12 protein-coding genes are annotated in these 15,098 nt (G+C 69.4%); 3 read left to right on the top strand and 9 right to left on the bottom strand.

Annotated elements, in window-relative coordinates; all coding sequences use genetic code 11:
• Positions 1-2: 2 nt before the first annotated feature.
• The 3 genes from ACSMXV_RS34700 to ACSMXV_RS34710 form a co-directional block, all read right to left on the bottom strand.
• Positions 3-1,301, bottom strand: coding sequence for an extracellular solute-binding protein (locus tag ACSMXV_RS34700; protein WP_473175065.1), 1,299 nt, complete (start codon positions 1,299-1,301; stop codon positions 3-5).
• Positions 1,302-1,676: 375 nt separating this feature from the next.
• On the bottom strand, positions 1,677-2,519 hold the full coding sequence (locus ACSMXV_RS34705; protein ID WP_473175066.1) for a glycoside hydrolase family 16 protein: 843 nt from the start codon (positions 2,517-2,519) through the stop codon (positions 1,677-1,679).
• Positions 2,516-5,677, bottom strand: coding sequence for a chondroitinase family polysaccharide lyase (locus ACSMXV_RS34710; RefSeq protein WP_473175067.1), 3,162 nt, complete (start codon positions 5,675-5,677; stop codon positions 2,516-2,518). The genes ACSMXV_RS34705 and ACSMXV_RS34710 overlap by 4 nt, the downstream gene beginning before the upstream one ends.
• A gap of 164 nt (positions 5,678-5,841) precedes the next feature.
• On the opposite strand from ACSMXV_RS34710, the gene ACSMXV_RS34715 reads away from it, so the two are divergent.
• Positions 5,842-6,927, top strand: coding sequence for a LacI family DNA-binding transcriptional regulator (locus ACSMXV_RS34715; RefSeq protein WP_473175068.1), 1,086 nt, complete (start codon positions 5,842-5,844; stop codon positions 6,925-6,927).
• A 131-nt stretch (positions 6,928-7,058) separates the two neighbouring features.
• Here ACSMXV_RS34715 and ACSMXV_RS34720 read toward each other — a convergent pair whose 3' ends face one another.
• From ACSMXV_RS34720 to ACSMXV_RS34735, 4 genes are all read right to left on the bottom strand, one after another.
• Complete coding sequence (locus tag ACSMXV_RS34720; protein WP_473175069.1) at positions 7,059-8,030, bottom strand: hydroxyacid dehydrogenase; 972 nt, start codon at positions 8,028-8,030, stop codon at positions 7,059-7,061.
• Positions 8,031-8,265: 235 nt separating this feature from the next.
• Positions 8,266-9,123, bottom strand: coding sequence for a carbohydrate ABC transporter permease (locus ACSMXV_RS34725; protein ID WP_473175070.1), 858 nt, complete (start codon positions 9,121-9,123; stop codon positions 8,266-8,268).
• Between the two features lie 16 nt (positions 9,124-9,139).
• Positions 9,140-10,105, bottom strand: a complete 966-nt coding sequence (locus tag ACSMXV_RS34730) for a carbohydrate ABC transporter permease (RefSeq protein ID WP_473175071.1) — start codon at positions 10,103-10,105, stop codon at positions 9,140-9,142.
• Complete coding sequence (locus ACSMXV_RS34735) at positions 10,105-11,418, bottom strand: ABC transporter substrate-binding protein (protein WP_473175072.1); 1,314 nt, start codon at positions 11,416-11,418, stop codon at positions 10,105-10,107. The genes ACSMXV_RS34730 and ACSMXV_RS34735 overlap by 1 nt, the downstream gene beginning before the upstream one ends.
• A gap of 191 nt (positions 11,419-11,609) precedes the next feature.
• Here ACSMXV_RS34735 and ACSMXV_RS34740 point away from each other — a divergent pair, with 191 nt between their 5' ends.
• On the top strand, positions 11,610-12,509 hold the full coding sequence (locus ACSMXV_RS34740; RefSeq protein WP_473175073.1) for an SIS domain-containing protein: 900 nt from the start codon (positions 11,610-11,612) through the stop codon (positions 12,507-12,509).
• Positions 12,506-13,342 carry a class II fructose-bisphosphate aldolase gene (locus ACSMXV_RS34745; protein ID WP_473175074.1) on the top strand — a complete coding sequence of 279 codons (837 nt, stop codon included), beginning with the start codon at positions 12,506-12,508 and terminating at the stop codon, positions 13,340-13,342. The genes ACSMXV_RS34740 and ACSMXV_RS34745 overlap by 4 nt, the downstream gene beginning before the upstream one ends.
• A 442-nt stretch (positions 13,343-13,784) precedes the next feature.
• Here ACSMXV_RS34745 and ACSMXV_RS34750 read toward each other — a convergent pair whose 3' ends face one another.
• Positions 13,785-13,946 carry a hypothetical protein gene (locus tag ACSMXV_RS34750; protein WP_473175075.1) on the bottom strand — a complete coding sequence of 54 codons (162 nt, stop codon included), beginning with the start codon at positions 13,944-13,946 and terminating at the stop codon, positions 13,785-13,787.
• Between the two features lie 215 nt (positions 13,947-14,161).
• Positions 14,162-15,022: a hypothetical protein gene (locus ACSMXV_RS34755; RefSeq protein ID WP_473175076.1), complete on the bottom strand. Its 861-nt coding sequence runs from the start codon at positions 15,020-15,022 to the stop codon at positions 14,162-14,164.
• Between the last annotated feature and the right edge of the window lie 76 nt (positions 15,023-15,098).

Raw genomic sequence — 15,098 nt, forward strand, 5'->3', positions numbered from 1 at the left:
GCTCACTTCGCGCCCGTGCCGACGCTCTCGGCGTACGCCTGGACGTTCGAGGCGGCCTTTGCGGCGGTCTCCGTGCCCTTGGCCACGGCCTCCATCTCCCTGCCCAGCCGGGTCGCGACCTGCTGCCAGGTGCTCACCTGAGGGAATGCCCGGGTGTTCTTCAGCTGTGTGAGGAAGGCGTCAAGGAGCGGCTGGTCGGCGATGGCGGGGTCGTCCCAGGCGGAGATGACGGCCGGCAAGGAGCTGTACGCCTTGTATTGCGCTACCTGCGTGTTCGGCTTCGCGAGGTACCGGACGAGCTTCCACGACGCGTCGGAGTTGCCGCTGTCGGCGAGTACGCCCCAGCTGCCTCCGGCGGAGAAGGAGACGCTGCCCGACGCCCCGGCCGGCAGCGGTGCGGTGGCGACGTGGGACGCCGTCCAGCCGTCCTTCTTCGCGGCGGTGTCGAGCTGACCGACGACCCAAGGGCCCGTGATCATCGTGGCGGTCTTGCCAGCGACGAAGTACGGCTGCGCGTCGAGGAACGTGGGCGTGCTGGTGTCGGCGGCGCCCGAGGTGAAGAACGACGCGTTGTACTTGATCGCGTCGACCATCGCGGGCGTGTCGAGTGTCCATTCACCCGCGGAGGAGAGCAGCGAGCCGCCGGCCTGCCAGGCGTACATCGCTACGTCCTGGCCGTTGAAGATGTCCCAGCCGTTGTCGGCCCCGAGGCCGTGCCCGGCGCCGGCGCCCTGAAGCGCCTTGAAGAACGGCACCATCTCGTCCCACGTGGTCGGCACCTTGACGCCCGCCTTCTTGGCCAGGTCGGAGCGGTAGACGAGCGCGTAGGTGTAGGCGTACCAGGGCACCGTGTAGGCGACGTCCTTGACCACACCGGCGTCCCAGAGACTCTTGAAGAAGCTGTCCGGATCGACGAGTCCGTCCGGAACGGCCTGCAGGATCGACGGATCGAGGAACTGCGCCTGCGACTCGGGGAAGAACTGGGCGACATCGGGTCCCTTGCCCGCCGCGATCGCCGACTGGAGCTTGGTGTAGTACTCGGCGTTCGGGATCAGCGTGAACTTCACATCGAGGTCGGGGTTGGCGGCCTTGAAGGGCTTGATGACCTTGTCGAGCACATCGGCATCGCCCTGGGCAGCCCAGACGTTGAGGGTGCCGGTGGCTGGGGAGGTGTCGACGGGCTCGGCGGTGGCTGTCGCGGCAGTGTCACCACTGCGGCCACAGCCCGCCAGGGCAAAGGTACCGATGAGAGCTATGCCACCGGTCAGCCGTAGGGCGCCGCGTCTGGAGAGGTTGGACACTCGAGGCTCCTGTCTCATGAAGGCACTGAGGACAGCAAGGTGAATTCGGGGAAAGCAGCATTTTTGGTCCGATGCACTTCATGGGTGTGATGGTGTCGATGCGACCGATAGCGACGGTAGGAATGATGTGTTGCGGCGGCATGGCGGACCCATCACGAATAATTTCGGAACTTGTAGCGAAATCGATTCGTCCGCTCTGTCGGGAAAATCGCCTGCTCGCCTGTCCGGTTGTGGGGGTTACGCCCATGTGGCGTGATTGATGATGAACACCTGGGTGGTCTGCCCCAGCACCAGCGGAGTGGCGGCAAGCCGCGGCAGGCTCACGCCGTCACCGTGCTCGTCGCCACCGCGCTGGGGCTCGGGCCGCTCTCTGCCCTATTGCCAGACCCGCACGTAGTCGACGTACATCGTGGAGTTGTAGTCGAGGGGCGCGGTGGTGACATCGCCCTCCGCCCAGTCCAGGACTTCGTGGGAGAGGATCGGGTACTCCTTCACCTGGCTGATCAGTTTCGGATCGGTGACAGTGCGTACCACCGTGCCGTCGTAGGTGAACTCCATCTTTGTGGCCGTCCAGTTGAGGCCGACCGTGTGGTAGTGCGTGGTGTGCAGGGACGGGGCCGCGACGACCTGGGCCGATTGCTTGTGGTCGGCGCCGTAGCCGTCGTAGTGGATGGTGGCGGCGTACTTGTCGGCCTTGTACGCGCTCTCGATCAGGTCGATCTCCGCGCCGTCCTCCGCACTGCCGAGGACGCTCCCCCAGGCGTGGGTCTGCAGCCAGACCGCGCCCAGATGGCCCTCGGTGGGCGGAACATGGAGACGGACCTCGATCGTGCCGTGGGTGTAGTCGAAGATGCCGTCCGTGTCGACGCGGCCACCGGAGTACTGGGCGGTGCCGAGCTGCTTGAGGTCGATGGCGAGGTTGCCGCCGTTGTCCGCGATGACGCGCACGTTGGCGGGCTTGTACCACCAGCGGATGCCGTCCGTGCGGTCCGACTCCGTCCGTTCCTGGTCACGGACGTTCCATTTCGCCGTGTTCAGGGCCGTGCCGGTGAACTCGTCGCTGAAGACGAGGGTGCCGTCGGGTCCCGCGGTGGGCTGGACGGCCGCCGGGGTCGCCGAGTCCACCAGAGACGAATCGGCCGAAGCCTGCGCGGCGCCGGTGAGTAGCGGTGCCGTCAACAAGGTGGCGAACAAGGCGCGGTGGATCTTCTGCATCATGACTCCTTTGTCAGACGGGCCTGGACGGGGCGGCCGTCCACAGTGCGGAAGCCGGCGACAGTGCGGTCGCCGTCGACGACGGTCGTGCAGGGCGCGCCGGGCTGCGCGCGCCAGCGGCCCTCCAGCGTGACCCGCACCGTGTGCGGGGCGCTCGGGCTGGTGAGCCAGGGGCGGGAGTACGGGCTCCAGTGACCGGTGTATTCGCCCTTCTCGTACTGGGCCGCATCCCTGCCCTCGTACAGCCGCAGGTCCGGGTCGCAGACCGACAGCACCAGGGCGTCGCCGTCGGCCCGGGTCAGGAGCAGTACCGGGGTGTCTACGGCCCGTACGACACCGCCGGACAGGGAACCGGTCTCCTCGAAGACCGCGTAGCCGGTGATGCCGGTGGCGCGGTCGGTGACGATGTGCGCGGTGTCGTCGGCGCGCAGCACCCGGTACGGGGCCCGGCCGGGGTCGGCCATGTCCGCGGTGAACGCTGTCATCGTCTCGGGGGTGGCGCCGACGACCAGCGCGTACTCGTACGAGGCGTCGCGCGGGGCGGTGCCGTGGGACAGCCAGGCGGTCGCGAAGTCGCCGCGGGTCTCGGCATCGGTGCCGTGGTGGCGGGAGACCTGGGTGCTGCGGCGGACCGCGAGCTCGTGGCCCGCGGGGACGTAGTAGCCCAGGCCCGTGCCGTCGAGAAGCCAGCAGGCGTCGCTCCGGGAGCTCCTGCTCTCGTACGGGAAGGCGGTGACCGGGCCGGGGGAGCCGTCCCAGACGGGTGCGGAAGTGGTGGCCAGACGGGCCTGGAAGAGGGTCGTCTCGGTCTCGTTGGCGGTGTCGGCGTTGGAGATGCCGGTGCCGAGGGCGACGACGCGGTTATCGAAGAGGAAGACGGACTTGCGGGCCCGGTGCGTGCCGTCGTACTTGGGGTGTTCGCGCAGCCGCATCGCGAACATGCCGTTGCGGTCGTCGATGGTGTGCGCCCCTGCGAACGCCTCCTCGGTCAGCAGCATCTCCTCGATGGTGCCGGTGAGGTCGGCCTTCAGCTCGGTCCACGGCTTGTGGAGGGTGGTGGTCCCGGGGCGGCGGTTCCAGTCGTAGCCGTCGTGGCTGTAGCCGCTGCCGAGGTTGGTGACGGGGGTGCCGCGGTGCAGCACCTGGATCTGGCCGTAGGTGTTGTAGCGGCCGTACCAGTTGGAGCCGTCGTAGATCTCGGTGGACCACAGATAGCGGTTGTGGCCGCGGACGGTGACCTGCCAGTCGTCGCGCCGCTGCACCGCGAGGGCCGCGTAGTTGTACGCCCATGCGCCGGACGGGGCGCGCTCCGCGGTGATACCGGCGGCCGCGAGCAGTGCCGCGATCTTCTTCTGGGCGGTGGTGGGTGCGGCCGGCAGCAGGCGCAGGAAGGTCGCGCCGAGTTCGGGGTCGAGGTCCTGGCTGCCGTCGGGAGTGCCGGCGATGGCCAGCCATTGGAAGGGCGTGATGGTCAGGCCCGTCGTCCCGGCCGGGTTGCGGCCGCTGAGGGCGATCGGCCACTGGGTGGTGTTGGCCACGACGCGCAGGGTGAGCACGGCCCGCTTGAGGGTGTCGTGGGCCTCGGGGGATATGCGGAAGAGCCCGCCGCTCATCACGTAGACGACGGGCGCGAGTCCGGTGAAGCCGTCACGCGCGTAGTCGGGGAAGAAACCGACGTGGTGGAAGGTGGTGCCGTCGGTCTTCAAGCCGTCCTGGATGCCGTCGGTGGGCAGCAGGTAGGCGCTGAGCCAGTCGCGCAGCGCCTTCAGATACGCGATCTGCCGTGCCTCGCCGCCCTGGAGGAGGGCGACGGCGAGCATGCCGCGGACGGTGGTGTTGAGGATGTCCGCAGTCGACCCGTGGGCGTTGCGGTGGTCGAAGCCGCGGAAGATCCTGCCGAAGCCGGTGAGCCAAGTCAGATCAGCGCGCACCGCCTCGAGGAGCCCGGCCTCGCGCAGCACGTCCCGCATCAGGAACACGGAGTCGTAATAGCCGCGGATGTCGTACCCGACGTGGTGGATCGTGCCCTGGCAGCTGCCGTACGTCCAGCCCAGCTCGCGCAGCCGCCGAACGAACCGGACATAGAGCGCGCCGAGCGCCGGCCGGTGGGCCGCACTCGCCACGTCGTACGCCTGGGCGACCTTCTGCATCAGGTCGGTGACAGCACGCAGGGTGGCGGCGTTGACAAAGGTCTTGAGGTCGGTGCTTATCGCGGGGGGATAGATCTGGGACTGGTACGAGAAGACGGGGCGGCCGGTGAGCAGCGTGTCGGCCTGGCCGGTCAGGGAGGTGACGTACGCGTCGTCGACCTTCGGCGCGGCAGCGAGGTAGTCGTCGTGATAGCGAGTCAACAGGCCCTGGAGAGCGTTGAGTTCGGCCGTGGACGGGTCTGGCGTCTCGATCTGTGTACGGGTGAGGACGCGGTCGAAGAGGTAGAGCGCCTGCCAGTGCGACTGGTCCCAGTCGTCTCCCTCGACGCAGACCCCGGGGACTTGCGCGTCGCGGGTCGGGGTGTCCGGGCGCAACGCGACATTGAGCAGCAGCTGGTCGATCCAGAGTGTGCCGGGACGGCGCGGGGCGGTGATGCGGACGGTGTCCATGCCCGCGCGCGGGCGGCCGTGCATGTCGTACGCGTACCGCACCCAGGCGGTGCGCCAGCCCGTGAAGTCCAGCCGGAACTCGAACCAGCAGTCCGTATGCGAGCCGCGCCCGAACTCGAAGCGGACGACATCGTCCACGGCGGTCTCGTTGTGGATCCACACCGAGAACGTGTCGACCGTGCCCTGCCAGGCCTGGTCGGCGAGCGGCTTCGGATCGTACGGGTCGGGGGCCCAGGCCAGATCCGAGGCGACGGTGATCACCGAGCCCGCGCCGTGATCCCACCGCATCGCGTGCTGTCCGCAGACCGAGTGGGCGTCGCTGATGGAGAGCGAACCACCCGCATCGGAGGTGATCAGGGGCGGGACGGCGGACTCCAACAGGAACGCGGGCGGCTGGAGGGCGAGCGCACGCTCCTCCAGCTCCGTGAGAGCGGGTGACTCGGCGGCCTGGGCGGCTGGGGTGACGGCCGGGAGGAAGGGGAGTGACACGGCTCCGGTGGCGGCGGCGCCGTACGCGAGAAGTCTGCGGCGGGACAGGGGCGAGGCAGGGCGTGCGTCCATGGCGGTCCCTCGATGGCCTGGGAGGAGTGCGGCGGAATTGCGCACGGACGCTAGGGAGCTTCGAAGAGAGGATTCAATGAGCAATACGCCATCGGCTGCGTATTGCTTGTTCAATGCGTCTGTGCCGACTCGGAATGATGGCGACGCGACATAGAGGGGGGACCGTGCCGGCCCGGGAACTGAAATTCCGCAAGCTCACCGCCGATCTGCGCCGCGGCATCCAGGACGGCACCTGGCCGCCGGGGAGCAAGCTGCCCACCGAGCGGGCGCTCGCCGCCGAGTCAGGCCTGTCCGTGACAACGGTCCGCCGGGCGTACGAGGAACTGGTCGTCCAGGGCCTGGTCGAGCGCCGTCAGGGCGCGGGCACCTTCGCGCAGGGCAGGACTCCCCGGGCGCCGAACCATCGCTGGGTCGTCGGTGTTCTCGTCCCCGACACCACGCTGTACTACCCCCGTGTCCTCCAGGGCATCGAAGAGGTCCTGGCCGAGGCAGGCGCCCGACTGGTGCTCGCCTGCTCGCACTACGACCCGCAGGCCGAGGACACGGCGATCGCCGAACTGCTGGCGGCCGGGGTGCACGGCCTGCTGCTCGTACCGGGCCTGTACGCGGAAGGCGATCCCGGCCAGCGCGCGCAGGAGCTGCTGGCACTGCCGGTGCCCGCGGTGCTCGTCGAGCGGCGGCTGACGGCAGCGGGCCCCGGCGACCCGACCGAGCATGTGCGCACCGATCACGAGGGCGGTGCGTACGACGCGGTACGGCACCTGCGTGCCCTGGGCCATGAGCGGCTGGCACTGGTGCTGCGCTCGGACGGCCCGACGGCCGACCCGATCAGGACCGGATTCACCCGTGCCGTCGCGGACTTCGGGCTTCCCGACGCCGTGTACGACGATGAGCTGATGGACACCTGGGGGCCCGAGCGGGCCGACGCCACCGTGGCGCGGCTGATGTCCGGAAGCGTCACGGGTGTGCTGTGCTTCGGTGACCGTGAGGCCGCGATGGTGCAGTCCGCCGCGCGGCGGGCCGGGCTGCGGGTCCCGCAGGATCTCGCGATGGTCAGCTACGACAACGAGTTCGCGGATGTAGCGGAGATCCCGCTGACCGCAGTGTCCCCACCCAAGTTCCAGGTGGGCCGACTGGCCGCGCAGGTCCTGCTGCGGCGGCTCAAGGAGGGCGAGGCCTCCCCGCTGCATCAGGTGCAGCTGCGGCCGAACCTGGTGGTGCGCGCCTCCTGCGGCGGCCGTCGCCACTGAGCCGCCGCGGACAGCTGGAAGCCGCCGCGGACAGCTGGACGCCGCGCCTTCGTGGAGACGAGGGCGCGGCGTCGCCGTCGGGCGTGTGGGCCCGTGGTACAGGCGGGGCGCGGATCAGGCGGAGGCGTGGATCAGGCGATCCGGGGCAGGTCCTCAGCCCGGACCTCGCCGAGCAGCGGCTGTCCGGCGGCGAAGCGTTCCGCCTCGTCGACCGCGAACTCGCCGAGCAGCCGCACCTCCGACCCCATCGCGCCGGCGATGTGCGGCGTGACCAGCACATTGGGCAGCGCGAGCAGGGGGTGGCCGGGCGGCAGCGGTTCCGGGTCCGTCACATCGAGTACGGCATCGATGCGGCCTTCCGCGCAGTGGGCCAGCAGTGCGTCGGTGTCGACCAGCCCGCCGCGTGCGGTGTTGACGAGGACCGCGCCGTCCCGCAGCAGACCGAGCGCCCGTTCGTCCAGCAGATGGCGGGTCTCCGGAAGCAGCGGGGCGTGCAGCGAGACGATGTCCGAACCGGTCAGCAGCCGGTCCAGGGACACCGATTGCGCCCCGAGTTCCGTGGCCTCGTCCGGTCCCAGATAGGGGTCGTGCACCAGGAGCCGTACGCCCGTACCCGCGAGCCGTTCCAGCACCAGCCGCCCGATCTTCGAGGCGCCGACGATGCCGACGGTGCGGTCCAGCATCCCGGTGCGCGAGCTGAGCGTCAGGTCCTGGTGGTACCCCCCGCGGTAGTCGGCCGCCAGGCGGAGGGCCCGCTTGGCGGCGAGGCGGATCGCAGCGACGGTGTAGTCGGCCACCGGCCCGGCGTTGGCGAGTGCCGCCGAGGAGACGGTGATGCCTCGCTCCCACACCGCGGGGGCCAGTACGGGCTTGACCGAGCCTGCCGCATGCAGCACGGCTGACAGCCGCGGGGCATCGGCGAGCAGGCCCGCGTCGACGGCCGGACAGCCCCAGCCGGAGATCAGAACCTCTGTATGGGCCAGGGCCTTGCGCACCTCGGGGCGGGTGAAGTCGTCGGCCACCAGATCGGGCACATCACAGACCATGCGCAGTCTCGTTCGCAGGTCGTCCGGCAGGGCCAGCGCTGCCACGGTCGGAGGCATGGCGATGAGGGCCCTCGGGCGAGGTGACACAGGGAGTGTTTCCTTTCACATGAATGCGGTGGTCACGTGCCGGATTCGAGCGGCACTTGTCCGGGTCGATCGGCACCTGTCCCCTGTCCGATCGGCACGTGTCCGGTCGGGGCGTCAATTGCCGGCCGAGCATCACTCTCGTCCCGACGTCCCGACGTCCCGACGTCCCGACGTCCCGACGCCCCGACGTCCCGACGTCCCGCCGTCACTTTCCGGATCCCAGCGTCATGCCTTCGATGATGCGGCGGCCCAGCCAGACGTAGAGAGCCACCAGCGGCAGCACGACGATCGCGATTCCGGCGAACATCCCGCCCCAGTCGGCGCCGCTGTACTGCATCTGCTGCAGGAAGCCGAGCAGTGCGAGGGGCAGCGTCTGGAGCTTCTGGTCCTGGATGAAGACGAGCGCGAAGAAGGTCTCGCCCCAGTGCTGGATGACATTGAGCAGCAGCAGGGTGATCAGCCCGGAACGGGCGAGCGGCAGCATGATCCGCCAGTACGTGTAGAAGGGCGTCGCCCCGTCCAGAGCGGCAGCCTCCTCCAGTTCGGCGGGCAGCGAGCGGAAGAACCCGGTCAGGAAGAAGACCGCGAACGGCATCGAAGTGGCGGTGTAGAGCAGCCACAGCCCCCACAGGCTGTTGACCAGCCCGAGCGGGGCCATCGCCTGGTACAGCGGCAGGAAGACGGCGTGCGAGGGGATGCCGAGGCCGATCGCGAAGAGCGAGGTGCCGGCGCCTGCGGAACACGCGCCGAGCCGGCTGAGCGCGTACGCGGCCGGGGCCGCGACCAGCACGGTCGCCAGGGCAGTGGCCCCCACCAGGACAAGGGAGTTGAGGGTGGAGGCGCCGAAGTTCCCAGCATCCCAGGCGCGCGCGAAGTTTCCCCACTGCAGCGAGTCCGGGAGCGACCAGGGCGAGGCGATGATCTCCCGGGTCGGCTTGACGGCGGAGGCCAGGATCCACAGCAGGACAAGGACATTGAAGGCGACGAAGAGCCACACGGGAGGGGAGCCGAGCAACCGCTGGGCCCGCCCCGCGCGCATCGTCGAGGGGATGGAAGAAGCCATCGTGGTACCGGACCCTTCAGAACTCGAGCGCGTCACGGCGCATCACTCGGCGGATCAGTACGACCAGGACGGCGACCATGACGAGCGTGACGACCGCGGAGGCCGAGGCGATGCCGTACTGCGGCACTCCCGACGGCATGAAGGCCGAGGCGTATGCGTAGAGGGATGCCGTCCATGTGCTGGTGGCGGGCAGGGCGCTGGAGGAGCCGGCCATCGCGATGATGAACTCGAAGGTCTTCATCGCGTTGATGGTCCACAGGACCGCGCAGATGCCGATGACGTCCCAGGACAGCGGGAGCGTGACGTGGCGGAATCGCTGCCACGCGTTCGCTCCGGCCAGGGCGCAGTCCTCGTACAGATAGGGCGGGATACGGTCCACCGCGGCCATGATGATCGTGGTGTAGTAGCCGGTGCTCATCCAGATGATGCCGAGCAGGATGACCTTGAACTGGTTCTCCTCGGCCAGCCAGGCCGGCGGGTGGGCGATGCCGATGGCCCGGAGCGCCGCGTTGACGAGGCCGTCGGCCTGGAAGAGGAAGCCCCACAGGATCGAGACCACCAGGGGCGGAACGATATTGGGGAAGAAGATCACAGAGCGGGCGGCTGAGCGTCCTGTCATGTCGCGCAGCAGCATGGTGAGACCGAAGCTGAGTGCGAAGGTGACGGCGCCGCCGCCGAGGAGCAGCAGCAGCGTGTTGGAGAAGGACTGGCGGAAGACCGGGTCCTGGAGCATCCGCTCGTAGTTGCTGACTCCCGCCCACTCCATAGGCCCGGCGCCCGCCCACGTGTGGAGACTGATCCAGACGGTCGCTGCGACGGGGGCCAGCAGGAACGCCGCGTAGAGCAGCAGTGCCGGGACGACGAAGGGAACGTACAGGCGCTTGCGGTGGCGGGCGAAGGCGCCGGCCGGGGCCACCCGGCCGGCCGCGGTGGCGCGGCCGACCCTCACCCTTCGGGTGCCTTCGCCGATGGCGGTCGTCATCAGCCCGCCCGCTTCCAGAAGTCGGCGCTCTGGGAGGCGAGCTGGTCGGTGAACGCGGTGGCGGAGAGCTTGCCGGTGACCAGCTTGGTGTTGAGCGGCTGGAAGACCTTGGTCCACCACTCCGCGTAGTCCTGGTTGGCACCGTCGAACGTCTGGTACGTGCCGTTGTCCTTCATCGCCGCGGCGGCGTCCGCCATCGCGTCGGCGACCTTCACGTCCTCGCGGGCGACGATGCCCTGTGTCGCGTCGGCGTACGCCTGCATCCGCTGCTTGCCGTACAGGAAGGCGATGAGCTTCTGCGCGGCCTCGCTGTGCCGGGCCTTGGACGGGACGACCCAGCCGTACGTGCTGGCCTCGACCGGGGACGCGGACGCACCGTCGGAGGGGAAGGGCAGCGAGCGGTAGGTGAAGCCCTTCTTGGCGTACGTCTTGGTCTCGCCCGCGATCCAGGAGCCCATGAGGATGAAGTCGGCCTTGCCGGCGGCCCACTTCTGCTGGATCGCCGGGAACTTGCTGGCGTCGTAGCCGTCGGCGAAGTACCCGTCCTTGGCGAGGTGGTTCACGCGCTCGGCCGCCCTGACGTAGCCGTCCTCCTTCCAGAGCTTGCCGCTCTTGTCGCCCGCGGCCTTGTGGAAGGAGCCGGCGCCGAGGCGGCTGACGACGAAGTTCGTGTACCAGTAGCCCGCGTAGTCCGGGATGTCGGCGTCGAGGGCCAGCGGTGTCTTGCCGGCCTTCTTCCGCTCGTTGAGGAGCTGCTGGAAGTCGTCCCAGGTCTTCGGGGCGTCCGAGCCGAGCTCGGGCTGGGCACTCCCGTCGTACCAGAGGCCGTTGGTGACGACGCTGTACGGCATCACGACCTGCTTGCCGTCGGCCTGGCCCAATTGCAGATATGTGTCCGGAACGACATCGCCGACGGTCTTGCCCTGCTCACCCGGGATCTTCGCGTCCAGCACCCCGCTCAGGTCACTCGCGGTCCCCGTGGAAACCATCAGCGACTTGACCTCGGGGAGATTGCGGTCGATCAGATCGGCCGCCGGGACCGTGTTCAGGGTCGGCTGAAGCTTCTTCAGCACGTCACGGCCCTGCCACTGCACGGTGACCTTGATGCCCGTCTCAGCCGTGAATTCCTTGATCAGGGCGGCCAGGGCCTTCTGGTTGGGTTCGCCCTCCTTCCACATCGACCAGTACGTCAGCTCCTTGCCAGCGCCGCTGTTCACGGAGCTGCCGTCTGTCCCGCCGCAGCCGGACATCCCCAGCGCCAGTGCGCCGACCGCGGCCGTGACCACCGTCCGGCGGGTCCACCGTCTGTTCATCGCCCTGCTCCTCCACGCCGTAGTTGTCTGTTGAGCGGCAGGTGTACAGAGCCGCGAGATACGCAATCAATGCGCAATCCGCGAAGTGATATCGAACTCGTTCTTCATTGCTCTTCTTTTGCTCATTGTGGTGCCGCCCGGATGCGTCTACACATCACGTCCACAGCCCATCGAACGTTGGAGGGACGGCGATGATCGCCCCCGCACATGTCACGGCAGAGATAGCAAGTCAGCCTCAATGCTGGTCCAGAGCAGTTGAGTTGGCGTCGTCGTCGACCTCGGCACTGCCGCATCCGGGTGAGCGGACCGCCGTGGTCGGCTGCGGTACCTCGTACTACATGGCGCGCGCCTATGCCTCTTTGCGCGAGTCCGAGGGACTGGGCGAGACCGATGCCTTCCCCGCCTCGGAGGCCGTCCTGACCCGTCCCTACGACCGGATCGTGGCCATCACCCGCTCCGGCACGACGACCGAGGTGCTGTCCCTGCTCGCCGCCGTGTCCGGGCGCGTCCCCACCGTGGCGCTCACCGCGGTCACCGAGGGCCCCGTTGCGCGGCACGCCGACACAGTCCTCGACCTCGGCTTCGCCGACGAGAAGTCCGTCGTGCAGACGCGGTTCGCCACCACCGCACTGCAGCTGCTGCGCGCCGGCCTCGGCATCGACCTGACGGACTCCGTAGCGGACGGCGAGCTGGCGGTCGTCGAACCGTTGCCGCACGGATGGTCCGCTCGGCGCCAGTTCACCTTCCTCGGCCGCGGCTGGACAGTCGGCCTCGCCGACGAGGCGGCGCTCAAGCTCCGCGAGGCCGCCCGTGCCTGGACCGAGTCGTACGCGGCCATGGAGTACCGGCACGGCCCGATCAGCATCAGCGACGAGACGAGCCTGGTGTGGTGCTTCGGCGAGGCACCCGGCGGTCTGGAGGACGAAGTCGCCGCCACCGGGGCCTGGTTCACCGCCGATGCCCTCGATCCGGTCGCCTCGCTCGTACGGGCCCAGAGGCTGGCTGTCGAAGTCGCCTGCCGGCGCGGCCTCGACCCCGACCGGCCGCGCCATCTCTCCCGCTCGGTGATTCTCCCCGGAGCCCTCGCATGACGCTCGTGACCACCGGCGAACTGGTCGCCGAGGCCCGCGCCGCCGGTCGCGGCCTGGGCGCCTTCAACGTCGTCCAACTCGAACACGCCACCGCGATCGTCGCTGGTGCCGAGCAGGCCCGGACGCCCGTCGTCCTGCAGATCAGCGAGAACACCGCCCGCTACCACGGCGGCCTGGAACCCGTAGGCCTCGCGGCGCTCGCCACTGCCCGCCGGGCCGCCGTGCCGGTCGCCGTCCACCTGGACCACGCGACGGACCCGCACATGGTCGCTGAGGCCTGCGAGCTGGGCTTCGGCTCGGTGATGTACGACGCCTCGGCGCTCCCGTACGAGGAGAACCTGCGTGCCACCGCCGAGATCACCGCCCGCTGTCATGACGACGGGGTGTGGGTCGAGGCGGAGCTCGGCGAGGTGGGCGGCAAGGACGGGGTACATGCCCCCGGGGTGCGCACCGACCCGGCCGAGGCGGCCGCGTTCACGGCCGCGACCGGGGTCGACGCGCTGGCCGTCGCGGTCGGCACCTCGCACGCCATGACTGACAAGACCGCGACCCTGGACTTCGCGCTCATCGCGCGTATCCGCGAAGCCGTGGCGGTTCCCCTGGTGTTGCACGGTTCGTCGGGCGTCGCCGGGCGGGATCTCGCCAGGGCCGTCCATTCCGGGATGACGAAGATCAACGTCTCGACACACCTGAACGCCGCCTTCACCCGTGCTGTCCGGGACCGGCTGACCACCGACCCTCGGACCGTCGATCCCCGCCGTTACCTGGGCCCCGCCCGGGACGCGGTCACGGAGGAGGTCGCGAGCTATCTGCAGGTACTGAAGCTCCAGTGACCTGAGGCCCAAGGGGTGTTGACGCCACAGGGCGAAGTCCGCAGTCAGCTGCCGGTCGGCGGCCGCCGTCCCCACGTCGCCCGCCCGCGGGACCCGCCCGGACCCGCCCTCCAGCACGGACGGTGCTCCGCGCGGCCTATCACCGACATCGGCCGTTTCAGCGAACGACGGTTGTCAACGGCCAGGTTGGCGAGGGCGGCTGCGTACGTGGTGACGTCGTCGCCGGCACCGCCTGAAGTGTGACCGGCGGGGGCGGGCAGCAGCACACGTTCGCGGTGGCCTCGCGGCCGGCACCGATACCAACGCTCTCGAAGATGCAGGCTGCAACGGAACCATCATCCCCATCCCCATCCGCATCGAGCTGAGCCATCCGCATCGAGAGCCGTCCGCTTCCGGGCAGGCCGGCGCGAATGCGCCGGCGGCAGGCAACCGAGTTCGAGACCTACGCCGAGTAGCAGCACGACCCCGCTGCCCGTACGGGCAGCAGCAACGCGCGCGGCATCGGCGACTTCACCGCCACTGCCGCCGATCGCCCGAACCGGGGGCCGTCAGCGGCGACGGCCTCCGGGTCCCGCACGGTCAGAACCCCGGGGAACGCTTCCACGCCCCCGGGGATGGGACCACGCCAGGAGTGGCGTACCGACCCCGCGACACCGAAGTCAGCAACAACGAATGGTGGCCGCTCCCGACCGGTTTCCGGGCTGGTGGGCGTCGTCCTCCAGGTCGCGGTGGTCGTACAGCGGCCCGCGGCTCCCGACGAACAGGTGGCCGCGACGTTGGACCCGTTTCCGACGGCCGGGGCTCCTGCGGGGCCGGCCGTCAGAAGCCGCCCGTGCGGGTCTCGGTGACGGAGCCGGCGGACGTGGCGGTGACGTTGTAGCGGTCGCGGCCGGCTTCGCGCCTGCCCTGGTCGTGGTTGTACTGGAACTGGAAGACATAGGTGCCAGGGTCGAGCGTGATGCCCGGCTTCAGCGTCACGACGTACGCCAGCTGCTCGCTGTCGGCGGCCTGGGACACGTTCACCTTGTCACCCAGGGAACTCCACGCGCCGGTGTGCGACACGCCGCCGGTCTGGATGATGCGTACGACGACCTTGAGCTCGGTGAGCGGTGTCGTGGACTTGACGGTGACGGAGCTCTGGTCCCAGTACTCGTTGGAGTCGGGGTCCACGTTTCCGTCGGCCCACAGATAGCCGGTCACCGACTGCGTGTCCTGGGCCGTTGACGAGGAGCGCTGCTCCTCCTGGCTGCCGGTGGTGCCGGCCGAGTCGGACTTCGGGGCGGACTCCTGCGTGGGCGGGGCCGCTCCTGCTCCGGCCCCGCCCGAAACGGGAAGATAGACGACCTCGGGGTCCCCCTTGTCTCGGTCCTCCTCCTTCGGGGACGGGTCGGCCGGCGGCTCCTCGGCGTCACCGGAAGGGGACTTCTCACGCGTGGCCTTCTCGTCGGCCGCGGTGGTCACCTTGTCGGCGCTGCCGCCCCAGTCGATGCTGGAGAGGGCTGTGGCGGACCCGGCGATCACCACGACCGCGGCGGCAGAGCCGCCGATCGCGTTCCAGACCCGGCGGCCGGGCAGGAAACCACGGAGCGGAGTGCGTGTCTTCCGGGCGAACAGGTCGGCGAACTCGCCTTCCCGGTGGTCGGCCTCCCGGTGGTCCGGGTGAGCGGGCGTGTGCGGCATGGAGTCGGTCCTTGGAGTCGTCCCTCGCGGGAGGTCTACGGGATCTGCGGGCTGGGCGTCCGCGGGGAGCCACGGG

Source organism: Streptomyces sp. DSM 42067, from assembly GCF_055792885.1.

Bases quoted from the DNA above. Each gene is read 5' to 3' on its own strand.
- ACSMXV_RS34705 (WP_473175066.1), bottom strand. From the start codon at position 2,519: ATGATGCAGAAGATCCACCGCGCCTTGTTCGCCACCTTGTTGACGGCA.
- ACSMXV_RS34710 (WP_473175067.1), bottom strand. From the start codon at position 5,677: ATGGACGCACGCCCTGCCTCGCCCCTGTCCCGCCGCAGACTTCTCGCG.
- ACSMXV_RS34720 (WP_473175069.1), bottom strand. From the start codon at position 8,030: ATGCCTCCGACCGTGGCAGCGCTGGCCCTGCCGGACGACCTGCGAACG.
- ACSMXV_RS34725 (WP_473175070.1), bottom strand. From the start codon at position 9,123: ATGGCTTCTTCCATCCCCTCGACGATGCGCGCGGGGCGGGCCCAGCGG.
- ACSMXV_RS34730 (WP_473175071.1), bottom strand. From the start codon at position 10,105: ATGACGACCGCCATCGGCGAAGGCACCCGAAGGGTGAGGGTCGGCCGC.
- ACSMXV_RS34735 (WP_473175072.1), bottom strand. From the start codon at position 11,418: ATGAACAGACGGTGGACCCGCCGGACGGTGGTCACGGCCGCGGTCGGC.
- ACSMXV_RS34740 (WP_473175073.1), top strand. From the start codon at position 11,610: ATGATCGCCCCCGCACATGTCACGGCAGAGATAGCAAGTCAGCCTCAA.
- ACSMXV_RS34745 (WP_473175074.1), top strand. From the start codon at position 12,506: ATGACGCTCGTGACCACCGGCGAACTGGTCGCCGAGGCCCGCGCCGCC.
- ACSMXV_RS34755 (WP_473175076.1), bottom strand. From the start codon at position 15,022: ATGCCGCACACGCCCGCTCACCCGGACCACCGGGAGGCCGACCACCGG.